This is a genomic window from Caulobacter sp. FV2ps19 (genome assembly GCF_058681035.1).
On record NZ_CM178729.1, the window covers coordinates 1,021,023 to 1,038,334 of the forward strand.

The 17,312-nt window shown below is 67.0% G+C and carries 18 protein-coding genes and 1 other RNA gene; 11 read left to right on the forward strand and 8 right to left on the reverse strand.

From position 1 onward, the window contains the following. Positions 1 to 14: 14 nt before the first annotated feature. The 3 genes from ACW18B_RS04840 (at position 15) to ACW18B_RS04850 (ending at position 2,560) form a co-directional block, all read left to right on the forward strand. Entirely contained in the window at positions 15 to 1,055 is a 1,041-nt protein-coding gene (locus ACW18B_RS04840) for a ribonucleotide-diphosphate reductase subunit beta (protein ID WP_492050007.1), read from the forward strand. 166 nt (positions 1,056 to 1,221) lie between these two features. Beyond that, positions 1,222 to 2,097 (forward strand): 2-dehydropantoate 2-reductase, encoded by an 876-nt coding sequence (locus ACW18B_RS04845; protein WP_492050009.1) that lies wholly within the window; start codon positions 1,222 to 1,224, stop codon positions 2,095 to 2,097. 40 nt (positions 2,098 to 2,137) lie between these two features. After that, on the forward strand, positions 2,138 to 2,560 hold the full coding sequence (locus ACW18B_RS04850) for a GFA family protein (RefSeq protein WP_492050011.1): 423 nt from the start codon (positions 2,138 to 2,140) through the stop codon (positions 2,558 to 2,560). Here the strand turns inward: ACW18B_RS04850 and ACW18B_RS04855 are convergent. Both ACW18B_RS04855 and ACW18B_RS04860 read right to left on the reverse strand, forming a co-directional pair. Beyond that, positions 2,557 to 3,012 (reverse strand): DUF6491 family protein, encoded by a 456-nt coding sequence (locus ACW18B_RS04855; protein ID WP_492050013.1) that lies wholly within the window; start codon positions 3,010 to 3,012, stop codon positions 2,557 to 2,559. The genes ACW18B_RS04850 and ACW18B_RS04855 overlap by 4 nt on opposite strands. A gap of 69 nt (positions 3,013 to 3,081) precedes the next feature. Then, entirely contained in the window at positions 3,082 to 4,338 is a 1,257-nt protein-coding gene (locus ACW18B_RS04860) for a dicarboxylate/amino acid:cation symporter (protein ID WP_492050015.1), read from the reverse strand. A gap of 299 nt (positions 4,339 to 4,637) precedes the next feature. Between ACW18B_RS04860 and ACW18B_RS04865 the strand changes: the two genes are divergently transcribed. Further along, positions 4,638 to 6,092 (forward strand): AMP nucleosidase, encoded by a 1,455-nt coding sequence (locus ACW18B_RS04865; protein ID WP_492050017.1) that lies wholly within the window; start codon positions 4,638 to 4,640, stop codon positions 6,090 to 6,092. Positions 6,093 to 6,219: 127 nt separating this feature from the next. Here the strand turns inward: ACW18B_RS04865 and nudC are convergent, their stop codons facing one another. Continuing rightward, on the reverse strand, positions 6,220 to 7,158 hold the full coding sequence (gene nudC, locus ACW18B_RS04870) for an NAD(+) diphosphatase (RefSeq protein ID WP_492050019.1): 939 nt from the start codon (positions 7,156 to 7,158) through the stop codon (positions 6,220 to 6,222). Positions 7,159 to 7,245: 87 nt separating this feature from the next. Between nudC and ffs the strand changes: the two genes are divergently transcribed. From ffs to recR, 4 genes are all read left to right on the forward strand, one after another. Continuing rightward, positions 7,246 to 7,336, forward strand: an RNA gene (gene ffs, locus ACW18B_RS04875) — signal recognition particle sRNA small type. Positions 7,337 to 7,421: 85 nt separating this feature from the next. Beyond that, positions 7,422 to 9,266 (forward strand): DNA polymerase III subunit gamma/tau, encoded by a 1,845-nt coding sequence (locus ACW18B_RS04880; RefSeq protein ID WP_492050020.1) that lies wholly within the window; start codon positions 7,422 to 7,424, stop codon positions 9,264 to 9,266. Between the two features lie 171 nt (positions 9,267 to 9,437). Further along, positions 9,438 to 9,767: a YbaB/EbfC family nucleoid-associated protein gene (locus ACW18B_RS04885; protein WP_492050022.1), complete on the forward strand. Its 330-nt coding sequence runs from the start codon at positions 9,438 to 9,440 to the stop codon at positions 9,765 to 9,767. 40 nt (positions 9,768 to 9,807) lie between these two features. Continuing rightward, positions 9,808 to 10,413, forward strand: coding sequence for a recombination mediator RecR (recR, locus tag ACW18B_RS04890; RefSeq protein WP_492050024.1), 606 nt, complete (start codon positions 9,808 to 9,810; stop codon positions 10,411 to 10,413). A gap of 15 nt (positions 10,414 to 10,428) precedes the next feature. On the opposite strand, the gene ACW18B_RS04895 is transcribed toward recR, so the two are convergent. Further along, positions 10,429 to 10,578, reverse strand: coding sequence for a hypothetical protein (locus tag ACW18B_RS04895; RefSeq protein ID WP_492050026.1), 150 nt, complete (start codon positions 10,576 to 10,578; stop codon positions 10,429 to 10,431). A 221-nt stretch (positions 10,579 to 10,799) separates the two neighbouring features. Further along, entirely contained in the window at positions 10,800 to 11,306 is a 507-nt protein-coding gene (locus tag ACW18B_RS04900) for a DUF427 domain-containing protein (protein WP_492050028.1), read from the reverse strand. A gap of 182 nt (positions 11,307 to 11,488) precedes the next feature. Between ACW18B_RS04900 and ACW18B_RS04905 the strand changes: the two genes are divergently transcribed. From ACW18B_RS04905 to ACW18B_RS04915, 3 genes are all read left to right on the forward strand, one after another. Then, on the forward strand, positions 11,489 to 13,384 hold the full coding sequence (locus ACW18B_RS04905) for a peptide MFS transporter (RefSeq protein ID WP_492050030.1): 1,896 nt from the start codon (positions 11,489 to 11,491) through the stop codon (positions 13,382 to 13,384). A 121-nt stretch (positions 13,385 to 13,505) separates the two neighbouring features. Then, on the forward strand, positions 13,506 to 13,841 hold the full coding sequence (locus ACW18B_RS04910; RefSeq protein WP_492050032.1) for a hypothetical protein: 336 nt from the start codon (positions 13,506 to 13,508) through the stop codon (positions 13,839 to 13,841). Next, on the forward strand, positions 13,838 to 14,407 hold the full coding sequence (locus tag ACW18B_RS04915; RefSeq protein ID WP_492050034.1) for a DUF6036 family nucleotidyltransferase: 570 nt from the start codon (positions 13,838 to 13,840) through the stop codon (positions 14,405 to 14,407). The genes ACW18B_RS04910 and ACW18B_RS04915 overlap by 4 nt, the downstream gene beginning before the upstream one ends. On the opposite strand, the gene tldD is transcribed toward ACW18B_RS04915, so the two are convergent. From tldD to ACW18B_RS04930, 3 genes are all read right to left on the reverse strand, one after another. Then, positions 14,404 to 15,849, reverse strand: coding sequence for a metalloprotease TldD (gene tldD, locus ACW18B_RS04920; protein WP_492050036.1), 1,446 nt, complete (start codon positions 15,847 to 15,849; stop codon positions 14,404 to 14,406). The two genes, ACW18B_RS04915 and tldD, sit on opposite strands and share 4 nt — an antisense overlap. A 71-nt stretch (positions 15,850 to 15,920) precedes the next feature. Beyond that, positions 15,921 to 16,730, reverse strand: a complete 810-nt coding sequence (locus ACW18B_RS04925; RefSeq protein ID WP_492050038.1) for a GIN domain-containing protein — start codon at positions 16,728 to 16,730, stop codon at positions 15,921 to 15,923. 10 nt (positions 16,731 to 16,740) lie between these two features. Next, on the reverse strand, positions 16,741 to 17,307 hold the full coding sequence (locus ACW18B_RS04930) for a DUF1700 domain-containing protein (RefSeq protein ID WP_492051604.1): 567 nt from the start codon (positions 17,305 to 17,307) through the stop codon (positions 16,741 to 16,743). Positions 17,308 to 17,312 lie beyond the last annotated feature (5 nt).

Genomic DNA, 17,312 nt, shown 5'->3' on the forward strand with positions numbered 1-17,312 from the left:
TGGAGCCGTTGCCGATGTCTGCCAAGCTTATCACCCTCCCGGGCCTCCTGACACCTTCGGCCGCTTACAAACCCTTCCGCTATCCGTGGGCCCACGAGTTCTGGAAGAAGCAGCAGCAGGTCCACTGGATGCCCGAAGAGATCCCGCTGGGCGAGGATCTCAAGGACTGGGCCGTCAAGCTCAATGACAAGGAACGGAACCTGCTGACGCAGATCTTCCGCTTCTTTACCCAGGCCGACATCGAGGTCGCCGACAACTACATGGAACGCTACGGCCGGGTGTTCAAACCCACCGAAGTGAAGATGATGCTGTCGTCGTTCGCCAATATGGAGACCATCCATATCGCGGCCTACGCCCTGCTGCTGGAAACCATCGGCATGCCGGAAAGCGAGTTCGGCGCGTTCATGGAATATGAGGCCATGCGCGACAAGCACGACTTCATGCAGAAGTTCGGCGTCGACACCGATGCCGACATCTGCCGCACCCTGGCGATGTTCGGCGGCTTCACCGAGGGCCTGCAGCTGTTCGCCAGCTTCGCCATGCTGATGAACTTCCCGCGCTTCAACAAGATGAAGGGTATGGGCCAGGTGGTGTCGTGGTCGATCCGCGACGAGAGCCTGCACTGCGAAGGCATCATCAAGCTCTACCACGCCTTCAACGCCGAGACCGGCGCGGTGACCAAGCCGGTGGCCGACGACATCGTCGACTGCTGCAAGACCGTGGTGGGCCTGGAAGACAAGTTCATCGACCTGGCCTTCGAGGCCGGCGAGATCCAGGGCATGACGCCCGAAGACATCAAGCAATATATCCGCTTCATCGCCGACTGGCGCCTGCGCCAGCTGCACCTGCCCGAGGTGTACGGCGTGAAGGAAAACCCGCTGCCCTGGCTGCAGAGCCTGCTCAGCGGTGTCGAGCACGCCAACTTCTTCGAGGCGCGGGCCACCGAATATTCCAAGGCCGCGACCCGCGGCCAGTGGCACGGCGGCGAGGGCGTGTGGTCCAGCTTTGACCAGCTGATGGCCAAGCGCCCGGAAAGCGCGCTGTCGGCGGAATGATCTCGTTCTTCTCCCCTTGCGGGAGAAGGTGTCATCCGAAGGATGACGGATGAGGGGTCGAAAGACCTGTCCGGACGGCGCGACGCGACCCCTCACCCGACCCCGGCCTTCGCCGGGGCCACCCTCTCCCGCAAGGGGAGAGGGTTTTGTTTGGGGGGAGCCCTTCATGACCAGCATCGCCCTGATCGGACCCGGCGCGGTCGGTGGGACCCTCGCCGCGTGGCTGGCCCAGAATCCGGCGCTGTCGGTGACCGTCTGCGCGCGGACGGCGTTCGAGGGGCTGGAGATCGAAGCGCCCGGCGGCCTGATCCAGGCCGATCCGGTCGTTCTGACCGATCCTGCCCAGGCCACGCCCGTCGACTGGGTGCTGATCGCCACCAAGACCTATGACACCGCCTCGGCCGAGGGCTGGCTGGAGGGCCTGATCGGTCCCGAGACGCGGCTGGCGGTGCTGCGAAACGGCGTCGAGCATGTCGAGCCCTTCCTGGACCGCCTGCCGGCCGGGCGCATCGTTCCGGCGGTGGTCGACATTCCGGCCGAGCGTCGCGCGCCCGGCAGGATCCTGCAACGGCGCGACGGCTCGATCCGGGTTCCCGACGACGCGGCCGGTCGCGACTTCGTGGCGTTGTTCGCCCACACCCCGATCGCCGTCTCGACCACGCCGGACTTCAAAAGCGAGGCCTGGAAGAAGCTGGCCCTGAATTGCGCCGGGGCGGTCAACGCCCTGATCCTCAAGCCCTCGGGCGTGGCCCAGGACGAGGGGGTGGCCGAGGTGATGCGGACCCTGGTGCGCGAGTGTGTGGCGGTGGGCCGCGCCGAGGGCGCGGATCTGGGCGACGACCTGGCCGACCAGGTCATCGCCGGCTATCGCGCCGCCGCGCCCGATGGCGTCAATTCGCTGCACGCCGACCGTCTGGCCGGACGGCCGATGGAGCTGGACGCCCGCAACGGCGTCATCGTCCGTCTGGGCGCCCGACATGGGATCGCCACGCCGGCCAACGCCATGGTGGTGGCGCTGATCGGGGCGGCGGCTGCGGGCTGAGCCGCTTGCCCGCCGATCGCTGTTATTTTAGCGTGACGGCATGGATCCGAGCCCCATCCGTTATACCGGCGGCTGCCTGTGCGGGGCGGTGCGCTACGAGGCCAGCGGCGAGCCGCTCTATGCCGGCCACTGCTATTGCGCCGACTGCCGCAAGGCGTCGGGATCGGGCTTCATCCCGTTCATGGGCTTCGCCGCCAGCGCCCTGCGCTTTAGCGGCGAGACGCTGAAATTCTCCAGTCCGGCGGCCAACGGTGGGGAGGCGGTGCGCAACACCTGCGCCGTCTGCCACGGTCTGGTGTTTGGCGGCGAGGTCGGACTGCACGACTCGCACACGATCTATGCTGGCTCGCTGGACGATCCGTCGCTGTTCGAGCCCCGGATCGCCATCTTCACCCGCGACAGGCCCGATTGGGCGATCATCCCAACGGCCCTGACGCGGTTCGAAGGCATGCCGACGGATTAAGGCCGGTCCTTCTTGGGGATCGCCGCGACTTCCTCGGGCGTCAGCTTGGTGATGGTCTTGGCGCGGATCGGCATGGCGAAGAAGCCGTCCGACACCCGCAGATCCAGATCGAGCGGCGCGCAAACGCGGTCGACGCCCCGTACCACGTTCACGATATAGCTGCCCGGCGACTGCAGCTGATTGGTCCCGTGCGCCAGATCGACGCGATAGACGTCGCGGTTGCGGACCTTCATGTAGAGCACGTCACGGCTGGGCGAGCTCCAGCCGCGCCAGTCCGACAGCGAGAAGCAGGATCGCTCGGGTCGGGCCGGCTTGGCGGGGGATTGGGCGTCCGGCGCCTGGGCCTGGGCTGAAGCGGCTAAGCCGGCCGCCAGGGCCAGTCCGATCAGGCCGCTGCGGGCCAATCCCTTGCGGGCCAATCCCTTGCGGACCAGGGTAGTGATGGCGGTCATGGTTGAAACCTCATGATAGCGTCCCCTTCTCCTAGATTGGCCCGCCCGAGAGGCGTGTCAATGTTCGGGTCAGGCCTTGGCGGGTTCGGCGTCGTCCTCGGGCATGTCGTCCAGCTCGCCTTCCCACTTGGCGACCACGGCGGCGGCGACGCTGTTGCCGACCACGTTGGTGGCGCTGCGGCCCATGTCCAGCAGGTGGTCGACGCCCAGAACCAGGGCGATCCAGGCTTCGGGCAGGCCGAAATAGGTCAGGGTGGCCATGATCACCACCAGCGAGGCGCGCGGCACGCCGGCGATGCCCTTGGAGGTGACCATCAGCAGCAGCAGCATGAAGATCTGTTGCTGGACGCTCAGATGCACGCCGTGCGCCTGCATGATGAACATGGTGGCGAAGGTGCAGTACAGCATCGAGCCGTCGAGATTGAACGAATAGCCCAGCGGCAGGACGAACGACACGATGCGACGGCGCACGCCCACCTTGGGCAGGCTGTCGAGGATGCGCGGATAGGCGGCTTCGGAGCTGGCGGTCGAGAAGGCCAGCAGGGCCGGGTCGCGGATCACGCCAAACAGCGGGATCACCCGCTTGCCCAGCACGGCGGCGGCGGCCAGGAACAGCAGCAGCCACAGGGTTCCCATGGTGGCGTAGAAGCCCAGAACGAACTTGCCGTAGACGGCCAGCATCGCCAGGCCCTGGGTGGCGATGGTCGAGGCCAGGGCGGCGAAGATGGCCAGCGGGGCCAGCTTCATGACGAAGTTGGTGACCTTCAGCATCACCGAGGCGGCCTGTTCAGCCAGTTCCAGGATCTGCGGGGCCTTGTTGTCCAGCGAGGCGACGGCGGTGCCGACGAACAGCGAGAAGACGACGATCTGCAGGATCTCGTTCTTGGCCATGGCGTCGAAGATCGAGACCGGCACCAGGTGGGTCAGGAAGCCCTTGAGGGTGAAGGCCTCGGTGCTGGCGGCTGGGGCGGCGGCGGTCGACATCTCGGTCAGGTTCAGGCCCTGGCCCGGATGCAGCAGGTGCACCATGAACAGGCCCAGCAGCAGTGACACGGCCGAGGCGCTGATGAACCACAGCATGGTCTTGGCCCCGATGCGGCCGACGGCGGCGGCGTCTTCCATGTGGGCGATGCCGGCCACCAGGGTGGTGAAGACCAGCGGCGCGATGATCATCTTGATCAGGCGCAGGAAGATGTCGGTGATCAGCGACAGGTTGGTGGCGGCCGTCGCCGCCTGCTCCGGCGCGAGAAACTGGTTGCAGGCCCACCCCGTGGCGACCCCGAGGATCATGGACGCGATAATCAGGAAGGCGAAGCGCTTGTTCATGAAAGTTCCTCGGGCGCCGGGCGGGCGAGACTGATTTTTGCGCCTGGCGTTAGGTATGACGTACGAGGGCGAGCTATCCGCAGCCCCCCGGGAATTTCAACCCTTTTGGCCGACGGGGGCGGGTTCGTCCATGCTCTTGAAAGCGGCGGCGTACGCAGGGGTTGGCCAAGGCGAATAAACAGGCTCGGTTTGTGTGCGCGAGAGGCGGATCGGCGGCCGCGGGTCCAATAAGTAATAAATCATTCCCGTTCGCGGGGCGCGCGTCTCGCCAATGTCGCGAAACGTCGCTATAAGAGGCCATGTCAAACCAAGAAAAAGCCATGGCCGTCGTTGAACGGCTCAATGAAGAATATGAGCGCGCCGTGGGCGCCCTCCGCACCGCCCTGCGGGCCTATCTCGAAACCGGCGCCCGGCCTGATCCTCAGGATCGCTTCAACGGCGCCTTCGCCTATCCCGAACTGCGCCTGACCTATGATCCCGAGGCCCTGCCGCCCAAGCTGGCGCGGTCCTATGCCCGGGTCAGCCGTCCCGGCGTCTATGCCACCACGGTGACCAAGCCGGCCCAGTTCAAGGCCTATCTGGTCGAGCAGCTGACCCTGCTGCTCAACGATTTCGACGTCGAGATCGAGGTCGACCGGTCGCGCCAGGAAATCCCCTATCCCTATGTGCTGGACGCCACGATCGACCTGAACCAGGCCGATGTGCGCTCGGAGGACATCGCCCGCTTCTTCCCGACCACCGACCTGGCCTTCATCGGCGACGAGATCGCCGACGGCGTCTGGGACATGGCGATGGAAGAAACCCGGCCGATGGCGCTGTTTGACGGCCTGCGCACCGACTTCTCGCTGGCCCGGCTCAAGCACTATACCGGCGCGCCGGCCGAGCACGTGCAGCAGTTCATCCTGTTCACCAACTATCACCGCTATGTCGACGAGTTCGTGCGCTGGGGCATCGAGCAGCTGGGTCAGCCGGACACGCCCTATGAGGCGCTGTCCTGCTCGGGCGGGCTGATGATCACCGCCAACACGGTCAATCCCGAACTGGCGGTGGCCGAGTCGACCTGGCGCAAGCACCAGATGCCGGCCTATCACCTGATGGCCCCGGGCGGGCAGGGGATCACCCTGGTCAATATCGGCGTCGGCCCGTCCAACGCCAAGACCATCTGCGACCACCTGGCCGTGCTGCGGCCCCAGGCCTGGCTGATGATCGGCCACTGCGGCGGCCTGCGCGACACCCAGACCATCGGCGACTATGTGCTGGCCCACGCCTATCTGCGCGACGACCACGTGCTGGACGCGGTTCTGCCGCCCGAGATCCCTGTGCCGTCGATCGCCGAGGTGCAGCGCGCCCTCTATGACGCCGCCAAGGCGATCAGCGGCGACAGCGGCAACCAGCTGAAGAAGCGTCTGCGCACCGGCACCGTGGTCACCACCGACGACCGCAACTGGGAACTGCGCCACAGCCTCTCGGCCCTGCGCTTCAACCAGAGCCGGGCCGTGGCCATCGACATGGAATCCGCCACCATCGCCGCCCAGGGCTATCGGTTCCGGGTGCCCTACGGCACGCTGCTGTGCGTCTCCGACAAGCCGCTGCACGGCGAGATCAAGCTGCCGGGCCAGGCCAACGCCTTCTATGAGCGGGCGATCAGCCAGCACCTGCAGATCGGCATCCTGACCTGCAAGCTGCTGCTGGAAGAGGGCGAAAACCTGCATTCCCGCAAGCTGCGGGCGTTTGACGAGCCGCCGTTCCGGTAGGTCAGAGGTGGGGGTGATGACTTGCCCCCACCGGACCGCTTCGCGGTCGTCCGCCCCCGGAGGGGGCAGATGAGATCGTCTTCCCCCTCCGGGGGAGGAGCGCCGAAGGCGCGGAGGGGGCGAGTAACTACTCCTCCACCCACGCCTTGATCAGTTGATGCGCAATGGCCAGGGCCGGCGGGGCGAAGGCGCCCTCAAGCTCGCCCTTGATCAGGGCGGCGGCCTCGCCCTTGCTGAACCAGCGCACCTCTTCCAGTTCGGTCTGGTCGGGGCGGGCCTCGTTGCTGTCGACCTGGGCGATCAGGCCCATCATCAGCGAGGACGGCCACGGCCAGGGCTGGCTGGAATGGTAGCGCACCGAGGTCGCCGTCAGACCGGCCTCTTCCATCAGCTCGCGGGCGCAGGCTTCCTCGATGGTCTCGCCGGGTTCCAGGAAACCGGCCAGGGCCGAGAACATCCCGGCCGGCCACAAGGCCTGGCGGCCCAGCAGGCACTTGTCTTCGTGAATCGCCAGCATGATCGCCACCGGATCGGTGCGCGGGAAGTGCTCGACCTTGCAGGCCGGGCACACCCGCCGCCAGCCGCCGTCGCTGACCTCGGAGGCCTGGCCGCAGGCGCTGCACCAGCGGTGGCGACGACGCCATTCGAACATCGAGCGGGCGGTGGCCAGGATACCGGCGTCGGCGGGCGGCATCGAGGCGGCGATGCCGCGCAGTTCCTCGAACCGGCCCAGGCCCTGCAGCGGTCCCTCGGCCGGATCGGCGGCGCCCTCCAGATCGACCGCGAACACGGCCAGGTCTTTCCACAGGCCCAGGAACAGCAGCCGCTCGGACCCGCCGGCCAGATCCTTGGCCATGTCGGCGCGCAGATAGGCGATCTGGGCGCTGGTCGGCTTGCCGTCCGCGTCCAGAACGTCCTCGACCAGCGGTTTGCCGTTCCAGATCGCCACGGCCAGGGAGCCGGCGTCGTCGAGCTTTTCGGCGATCCAGGCCTCGTCGCCGCGTCGCTCGCTGGCGCGGTCCAGGGGGTTGCCGGCGAAGGTGTTGGTAATGATCGAAAGAGCCATGGGATTTGTGTAGCTCAGCAGCGAAGAGTCGTCACGACGTCGCGCGGACTTGCATCGCGGGCCATGAGTCGCGATATAGGCCTCGGAGATCGGTGACGGGCGAAGCCCTCGCCAATCTGGTCAGGGCCGAGAGGCAGCAGCCACAACGAGCCAAGCTTCGGGTCGTCCGCCGGTCTCCACCTTTCTCTTAAATCTGTCAGCATGTGGCCGCGGGACGCGACGCAGCCTTTTGCTGCGCGTCCTGGCGCTCTACACTCGATCCCATGGCCGACCACGACGACCTCACCCCCGATTCCGCGCCGCCGTGGGAAGACGAGCCCGCCGAGCGGGACGAAAACACGGCTGACATCTTCGGCGCGCCGCCGGCCGAGGCGCCTGTGGCCGCCGCGCCGGTCGCTGCGACGCCCCTCGCTGCTACAGCTGAGCAGACCGTCCATGACGAGTCCGGGGCCGCCTATACCGTGCTGGCCCGGAAATATCGTCCGCGCACCTTCGAGGACCTGATCGGCCAGGAGGCCATGGTCCGCACCCTGGCCAATGCGTTCTCCAGCGGCCGCATCGCCCACGCCTTCATGCTGACCGGCGTGCGCGGGGTGGGCAAGACCACGACCGCCCGCCTGCTGGCCCGGGCCCTGAACTACGAGACCGAGACCGTCCACCAGCCCTCGGTCGACCTCACGGTCGACGGGTTTCACTGCAAGTCGATCATCGAAGGCCGGCACATGGACGTGCTGGAGCTGGACGCCGCCTCGCGCACCAAGGTCGACGAGATGCGCGAGCTCTTGGACGGGGTGCGCTACGCCCCGGTCGAGGCGCGCTATAAAGTCTACATCATCGACGAAGTGCACATGCTGTCGACGGCGGCGTTCAACGCCCTGCTGAAAACGCTGGAAGAGCCGCCGCCGCACGCCAAGTTCATCTTCGCCACCACCGAGATCCGCAAGGTGCCGGTGACCATCCTGTCGCGCACCCAGCGGTTTGACCTGCGCCGGGTCGAGCCCGACGTGCTGGTCAAGCATTTCGACCGCATCGCCGCCAAGGAAGGCGCGCGGGTCGACGCCGACGGCCTGGCCCTGATCGCCCGCGCCGCCGAGGGCTCGGTGCGCGACGGCCTCTCGCTGCTCGACCAGGCCATCGTCCAGACCGAGCGCGGGGCGACGGTCTCGGCCGCCGTGGTCCGCGACATGCTGGGCCTGGCCGATCGCGGCCAGACCATCGCCCTGTTCGAGGCCGTGATGAGCGGCAAGCCGTCCGACGCCCTGGAAGGGTTCCGCGCTCTTTGGGGCTTCGGGGCGGATCCGGCGGTGGTCATGCTCGACCTGCTGGACCACTGCCATGGCGCGGCCGTGGCCAAGGCCCTGGGCCCTGACGCCCTGACCCTGCCCAAGGAACAGGCCGCGCGCCTGGCCGCCATCGGCGCCCACACCTCGGCCGGCACCCTGTCGCGCCTGTGGCAGATGCTGCTCAAGAGCCATGACGAGGTGCGCCGCGCGCCTGACGCCAAGGCGGCGGTCGAGATGGCGCTGATTCGGCTGTGCTACGCGGCCGATCTGCCCGGTCCCGAGGACGCCCTGAAGGCCCTGCGCGACGGTAATCCGCTCGGCGGCGCGCCGGGCGGTGGTGGGTCGCTGGGCGGCGGCGGTCAGGGCGGCGGCGTCAGCGCCCAGGCCGTGTCGATGGCCGCGCCGGCCGCCCAGGCCATGCCGGTTCTGGCCTCGTTCGACGACGTGCTGGCCCTGATCACCGCCAAGCGCGACATCGGCCTACGGCTGGACGTCGAACAGTTCGTCCGCCCGATCAGTTTCCGGCCCGGGGCCATCACCTATGAGCCCGCCCCCGGCGCCCCCGGCAATCTGGCCGGACGTCTGGTGCGGGCGCTGAAGGAGTGGACGGGCCAGCCCTGGCTGGTCGCCGCCGAGGGCGGCGGCGGGGCCGAGACCCTGATGGAGCGCCAGAAGCGCGAAGAGCGCGAGGCCCTTGCTCAGATCAAGACCGATCCGTTCGTGGCCTCGGTGCTGCGCACCTTTCCCGGGGCCGAGATCGTCGAGATCCGCAAGATCCTGACGCCCGAAGCCCCGCCGATCGAGCCGGACGAGGTCGAGGACTGACTCCTCCCTTCCCCCTTGATGGGGGAAGGGTTGGGGATGGGGGTGAAAGCCTTTCAGGATGCGGCTCGGCTGAGTTGAAATCGTCCGGCGGCGCCACCCCCACCCCTGCCCCTCCCCCATCCAAGGGGGAGGGAACGCGCTAGACTTGGACGCTAGACTTGGAGACGTGAAATGAAAGATCTCGGCGGCCTGATGAAGCAGGCCCAGGCGATGCAGCAGAAACTGGCCGACGCCCAGGCGCGGCTGGCGGAACTGACGGTCGATGGAACGTCGGGCGGCGGCATGGTCACCGTCACCCTGATGGGCTCGGGCGAGCTGGTCAGGGTCCTCATGGATGAAAGCCTGGTCCAGCCGGGCGAGGGCGAGGTGATCGCCGACCTGATCATCGCCGCCCACGCCGACGCCAAGAAGAAGCTGGACGCCACCCAGGCCCAGCTGATGCAGGACGCCGCCGGCCCGATGGCGGGCATGATGGGCGGCCTGCCCGGGATGAAGTTCTAGGACCACCCCTTCCGCTGGAAGGGGATTTTCAAGGAAAAGAATGGCCGCCTCCGCCGGACCCGAGATCGAGCGACTGATCGCCCTGCTGTCCAAGCTGCCGGGGCTGGGTCCGCGCTCGGGCCGGCGGGCGGCGCTGGCGCTGCTCAAGAAGCGGGATACGCTGCTGGCGCCGCTGACGGCGGCCATGGTCGACGCCCAGGCCAAGGTGCGCACCTGTTCCATCTGCGGCTCGCTGGACACCACCGAGCCCTGCGCGGTGTGCGCCGACCAGAGCCGCGACGGTCGGCTGATCTGCGTGGTCGAGGAGGTCGGCTCGCTGTGGGCGATGGAGCGCGGCGGCCAGTTCAAGGGCCGCTATCACGTGCTGGGCGGCTTGCTCTCGGCCCTGGACGGGATCGGGCCCGAGGCGCTGCGGGTCAGTGAGCTGCTGGCCCGGGTGGCGGGCGGTGAGGTGTCCGAGGTGATCCTGGCCCTGCCGGCCACGGTGGATGGCCAGACGACGGCCCACTATCTGGCCGATCGCCTGGCGGCCGGCTCCAATGTGTCGGTGACGATGCTGGCGCGCGGCGTTCCGGTCGGCGGTGATCTGGACTGGCTGGATGACGGCACGATCGCCCAGGCCCTGAGGGCTCGCCGTCCGGCCTGACGACCCGTCTGAGCTCTAGAAGAGCGCGCGGAACGCGAAGGCCAGGCCCACCCAGGCGGCGAGGCTGAACGCGATCATGCCCAGGCGGCCCCAGGCCAGACGCGGCGCGTTGATCTTGCTGACGCCGCGGGCCGACGAGGCGGGGTCGAACGTGACATAGGCCATGGCTTCCTCCTGCCTCTCTGACGGAGGCCAAACGCAATTGCATCGAAGGCCAAGCAACGCCCGTGACGCTCTAAATCAGACCGTAGCCCGATTAGAGCGTCAGCATAACGCGTCATAGCGTCACGGGCCAGAGGGGGAATTGGAAATTTCTTCCCGAAAACCGCCCCGTCGGCCGGATGATTAGGTCATTTTCACCGCAATTGCCTCGAATTTGTGCATTCCTATCTAAATTGCGGCGGGGTCCGGGCGAGCTCCTCTTCGGTCAGCTCGACGTTCGGCGACCAGTGCGCGGCCTGGCTGGAGCCCGCGCCGCTGTCGGTGTGACGCACGACCGAATCGACATCGAGCGACGCGCTCTCGGCGGCCGTCAGCGGACCGACCTTGAACTCGACATGTTGCGGATAGAAGGCGACCCGGTCGCGGATCCCTTCGACGGCGATATAGGGGGCCTCATACGACCACACCGCGTTGTCGATCACCTGGCCGTCGCGATAGATCGTGAAATAGCTCGCCTCGCCCTTGTAGGGGCAGTGGCTGGTCTTGTCGGTGGGGCGCAGGAAACTCATCCGCACATCGTCGCGCGGGAAATAGCGCACGGGCGCATAGCCGGCTTCGCGCAGGACCAGAACATCGTCGCTGTCGGCGATCTCGTGGCCCTCGAACAGCACCTGCACGCGCGCGGGTTCCCGCTCCAGGGTGATGGGGTGGTTTTCGTCGGGCGTCTTCATCCGTCGTCTCCGGGCTGCGACTGTCTTCTTCTCAAACGCGCGAGACGCGAACTCGGCTCCCGCCCGGCAAGCCGTTGCTTGTTAAACGCTTTGTCGCGTGATCTTCTCCCGCCAACTGCGGGCGGCGAGGGCAAAACGACCATGAAGGCTCTCCCGACCCTCCACCACGTCAAGGTTAGTTCATGAATATCGTTATCGCCCTGGGCATATTGGTCACGCTTGTGACCGGTATTCCCGTGCTCATCCAGCTACTTCGAGATCACCCAAAAGGGCTGTTGATTCTGTTCTTCGCCGAAATGTGGGAGCGCTTCTCCTACTACGGCATGCGGGCCATCCTGATCTTCTATCTTACCCAACACTTTCTGTTCGATCCGAAGGTGGCGTCCAATCATTATGGCTCCTATACTTCACTGGTCTATCTGCTGCCGTTGATCGGCGGCTTCCTGGCCGACAAGTATCTGGGCACCCGCAAGGCCGTGGCGTTCGGCGCCGTCCTGCTGGTGGCCGGTCACCTGGCCATGGCCATCGAGGGCAAGCCCGCCGTCCAGACCCTGACCTATGCCGGCCAGACCTATGAGTTCCAGTCCGAGGGGCGCGGCCAGGACCTGGTCGCCAAGCTGGTCGTGGCCGGAAAGCCCTATGATGTGGCCGCCACCAAGACCGGCGATTTCGAGATCAAGGACCTGCCGGCCGACGCGCCGCTGCCGGCCGTTCTGGCCAAGACCGCCTACAAGCTGGACGTGAAGGATCGCGATCCGCTGTATCTCAACATCTTCTGGATGGCCCTTTCGCTGATCGTCGTGGGGGTGGGCTTCCTCAAGCCCAATATCTCGACCATCGTCGGCCAGCTGTATCCCCAGGGCGATCCGCGTCGTGATGCGGGATTCAACCTCTATTATTACGGCATCAATCTGGGCTCGTTCTGGGCCTCGATCCTGTGCGGCCTGCTGGGCGTCACCGTCGGCTGGTGGGCGGGCTTTGGCCTGGCCGGGATCGGCATGGCGGCCGGCTTCATCGTTTTCGTGCTCGGCAAGCCCTTGCTGATGGGCAAGGGCGAACCGCCGCAGCCCAAGGCCCTGAAGGCCAAGGTGCTGGGACCGATCAACCAGGAGATTCTGATCTACATCCTGGCCCTGGTGGGTCTGGTGGGGGTGTTCTTCCTGGTGCAGTCCAACGCTGTCGTCGGCCTGGCGCTGAATGTCGGCATCCTGGCCTCGCTGGGCTATATCGGCTGGTTCATGTTCGCCAAGTGCGGCAAGCAAGAGCGTGAGCGCCTGGCCCTGGCCGTGTTCCTGGTGTTCGGGGCGGTGGTGTTCTGGACCCTGTTCGAACAGGCCGGCTCGTCGCTCAGCCTGTTCGCGGCCACCAATGTGCAGCTGGATCTGGTCAAGGCGCCGATCCAGTGGTTCGGCGGCGCGGTCACCCTGGCCACGCCCGAGCAACTGGCGGCGGCGGGCCTGGACCGGGCCTCGACCTTCTGGGTCAATACCAGCTTCAACGCCCCGCAGACCCAGGCCCTGAACGCCGGCTGGATCCTGATCTTCGCGCCGATCTTCGCCTATCTGTGGACCTGGCTGGGCAAGCGCGGCCAGGATCTCAATCCCGTCGTCAAGTTCGGCCTGGCCCTGATCCAGGTCGGGGCGGGCTTCCTGGTCCTGCAACTGGGCGCGATGTTCGGCGACAGCGCCTTCCGCCTGCCGCTGATCTTCCTGGTGGTCATGTACATGCTGCACACCACCGGCGAGATGTGCCTGTCGCCGGTCGGCCTGTCGCAGATGACCAAGCTGTCGCCTCTGGGCGTGGTGTCGTTCATGATGGCCGTCTGGTTCCTGGCCGTCGCCATCGCCCAGTGGGTCGGCGGCAAGATCGCCGGCCTCACGGCGACAGAAACCGTCGGCGGCCAGGTCCTGGACCCCGGCGCGGCCCTGGCGGCCTCGCTGAAGGTGTTCAATGTCATCGGGCTGATCGCCATCGGCATCGGGATCGGTTTCCTGATCCTGTCGCCCTGGCTGAAGAAGTGGTCGCACGGCTCGGACCTGACCAACACTGCCGAAGCCGATCCCACCACGGCGACCTGATCGCCGGCCGCCTCAAAGACGAAAGGCCCCGGAGCGATCCGGGGCCTTTTTTTGTCGCCCGCCGGCAAGGGCTGCGCCGCCCGGTGCGTCGCATTGGGATCTGGTGTAGGCTGGGGGCAAGATGACCAGCGGCACGAACTTCATCGACACCGTTCCTCTGAAGGAGCAGTTCCGCGACGCTCATGAACGGCGGGCCTATGATCGCGCGCTGGAAATTGCCCGACGGATTGTCGAAGATCCCAGTCTTCTGGAGAAAGGGCGGGTCTTCCTCGATCGGTTCGTGCGTGATGATCTTCGTCAGAAACGGCACTACGCATTGTGGGTCGAAACGATCGGGCGGGGCCCGGAACAGGTCGCGCTCCGGCTCCTGGCCGACGATGAACAGGGCGCGTTCCTGAGGGAAACGGCGCCGGTGTTCGTCACGATCGCGCCAGATTCGGATCGCCGCGCGAGATGATGGACCTGTCGAAGGTGGAGCACGTTCTCCGCGCCGCTGGCGCCGCGACCGGGCACAAGGCGTTCGTCCTGATTGGCTCGGCCGCTATTTTCGTCTGGAGGGATCTCGTCCCGGAAACCTTGGCTATGTCGCGCGAGGCCGATCTCTTCGCCAACGTGTCTGATGCAAAGGACGCTGAGCGGATCGCTGACGAATTGGACGCTCTTCTGGGGCAAGCTTCGCAGTTTGACGAGACCTATGGCTACTATTGCGATGGGGTCGGCCCGGAAACCGCCATCTTGCCGACCGACTGGCGGGATCGCGCGAAGCTCTATGTCAGCCCCGGCACGGATGGCGTCCAGGCGCTTGCGCCGGAGCCCAACGACCTGGCGCTGTCCAAGCTCTGTGCTGGACGCGAGAAGGACATGGACTGGCTTACGTCCGCCGCACAAGCCTCGATTATCGACCTTGAGCGGATGCGCGCACGCCTGGATCGGCTGCCTATCGAACGGGTCGCTGGCGGCTGGGATAGGCTGACGCAGCGGCTGCAGATTGTCGCGGCTCGACTCGGAGCGCTCCAGCCCTAGACCGCCGTGCCGCCCACCGTCAGGCCGGTGATCTTCAGGCTGGGCTGGCCGACGCCGACCGGAATGCCCTGGCCCGACTTGCCGCAGACGCCGATGCCGGGATCGAAGGCGAAGTCGTTGCCGATCATGGTCACGCGGGTCAGGGCGCTGGGCCCATCCCCGATCAGGGTGGCGCCCTTGACCGGGGCGGTGATCTTGCCGTCCTCGACCAGATAGGCCTCGGTGCACTGGAAGACGAACTTGCCGTTGGTGATGTCCACCTGGCCGCCGCCGAAATTGGCGCAGTAGAGACCGCGCTTCATCGAGGCGATCATTTCGGCCGGGTCGTCGGCGCCCGCCAGCATGCCGGTATTGGTCATGCGGGGCAGGGGCATGTGGGCGTAGGACTGGCGGCGGCCATTGCCAGTGGGCTTCATGCCCATCAGGCGCGCCGACATGCGGTCGTGCATATAGCCCACCAGAATGCCGTCCTCGATCAGGATGGTGCGTTCGGTGGGGGTGCCTTCATCGTCGATGGTCAGGGAGCCGCGACGGCCGGCCAGGGCGCCGTCGTCGAACACGGTGACGCCCTTGGCCGCCACGCGCTCGCCGATGCGGCCGGAGAAGGCGCTGATGCCCTTGCGGTTGAAGTCGCCTTCCAGGCCGTGGCCGACCGCCTCATGCAGCAGCACGCCGTTCCAGCCGGGGCCGAGCACCACGTCCATCTCGCCGGCCGGGCAGGCGACGGCGTCCAGATTCACGAGGGCCATGCGCAGGGCCTCGTCGACCTGGTGCTGCCAGGTGTCGGGGCTGATCCAGGCGGCGAAGCCGGCGCGGCCGCCGGCCCCGGACGAGCCGCTCTCGCGCTTGCCGTCCTTCTCGACGGTGACCTGGACATTGACCCGCACCAGGGGGCGGACGTCGCGGACCAGCTTGCCGTCGGCGCGCAGGATCTCGATCACCCGCCGCTCGCCGGCCATCGAGGCCATCACCTGCACGACGCGCGGATCGCGGGCCCGGGCGAAGGCGTCGATTTCCTGAAGCAGGGCGACCTTGTCGGAGAAGCCGGGCGAGGCGAGGGGATCGTCTTCGCCATAGTGCTGTTCATTGGTCGAGCGGGGCCCTTCGGCGCTGACGCCCGCATAGCCGCGCTTGGCCAGGCTGGCCGCGGCCGCGGCCCGGCCGATGGCGGCCTCGGAAATCTCGGCGGCGTGGGCGTAGCCGGCCGTCTCGCCGGCGACGACGCGCAGGCCGAAACCCTCGCCCGAATCATAGGAGGCCGATTTCAGGCGGCCGTCGTCGAAGACGAAGGCTTCGCTTTCCGATTTTTCGAGAAACAGCTCGCCGTCATCGGCGCCGGCCAGGGCTTCGCCCAGGATCTTGCGGGCGTGATCGGGATCGACGCCGGCGGCGTCCAGCAGGGACGGGGCGGACATAAGCGAGGCGGGGAGCGGAGCGTTCATGCGCTTACAGGTAAGCGTTCGAAGCGCATCCGTCACCCCGCCCCTTTGTCGCTATGCGGAGGAGCGCGCGGCTATTCGTCGTTCTGGCGCACCGACCCGGAGCCGGAGATCTTGCTGGTCACGCTGGCCGGCGTCGATTTGAGACTGACATCGCCGCTGCCGGAGATGTCGATCTTGACGGTGTCGCGCGGCGAGAGGTCGACGTCGCCGCTGCCCTGGACGGTCACGGTCGCGTCACGGGCCGTCACCTTGTCCAGATAGGCCGAACCGGAGCCGCTGGTCTTGACGTCCAGAGCCATCGTCCTGCCGTTGGCCGAGACGTCGCCGCTGCCATTTATCGTCACCCCCAAGCTTGGCTGGTCGTAGCTGGCGATGTCGAGATCGCCCGAGCCGGACAGTTCGAAATGACGAACCCCCGGCGCGGTGATGGTGATCCTCAGCCGATCGGCGCCGTCTTGAAGCCGGACGCCATAGCGATCGATCGTCAGGCTTTCGCCCTCGATATTGTCGGCGAGCTGAAGGGCGCCGCCGTTGATGAGCAGGTGGTCGACCATCGCCTTGGGGCCGGAGACCTCGATCTTGCCGACCGGGCCCTGGATGTATTCGACGTCGGACGGCACATCCAGTTTCAGGATGTCGCCGCCGCCCCAGGCAAACTGGCGGCTGACGATCGGCGAAACCGCGCCGCCCTTGATTCCGACGTGGCGGCCATTCAGCACTTGGCGGCCGTTAGACGTGATTATCACCTCGCCATCCTCGTCGAAGGGAATGGTCCAGCCGTCCTTGAGAATGACGGGGCCGGCCAGGGCGGCGACGCCGGCCAGGCAGCCGAGCATCAGCACGAAGCTGGCGCCGGCGATGATGAGCGCATTACGGATCATGACGGTCCCCTCAGCCTTGGTTGTCGATGGCCGGCTTGAGCAGCCGGAAGTGCAGACGGCCGTACCAGACGACCACATTGACGAGGCCCACCGTGGCCAGGGTCAGCAGGGCCCCCAGGAAGGTGGCCCCCGCCATCAGGCCCACGCCGGCCAGGAAAGCCGTCATCGGCCCGCCCGGCGGCGCGGCCAGCGGCCCCATGGCGAACACCAGGCCGCCCGAAACGAACAGCGCGACCACGGCCACCAGGAAGCCGAACAGCGTGGCCAGCACGCCCATCAGCAGGGGCAGCAGGAACATGATGTCGATGGCTCCCAGACCGATCAGCGCCACGATGGCGGCGCCGGCGGCCGAGGGGTTCTTGGTTTCCTCCCAGCGGCGCAGACCGGCGTCGGCGCGCAGTTCGCGGGCCAGACGGTCGGGATCGCCCAGGGCGGCGGCGGCCTCGGCCTCGGTGCGACCCTCTGCCGCAGCCTCGGTGAAGTGGGCCTCATGATCGGCGACGATGTCGGCGATCGTCACGGCGGGCAGGCCCGCCAGACCGCGGCGCAGCCGGGTCATGAACTCATTGCGGGTCATGGGGC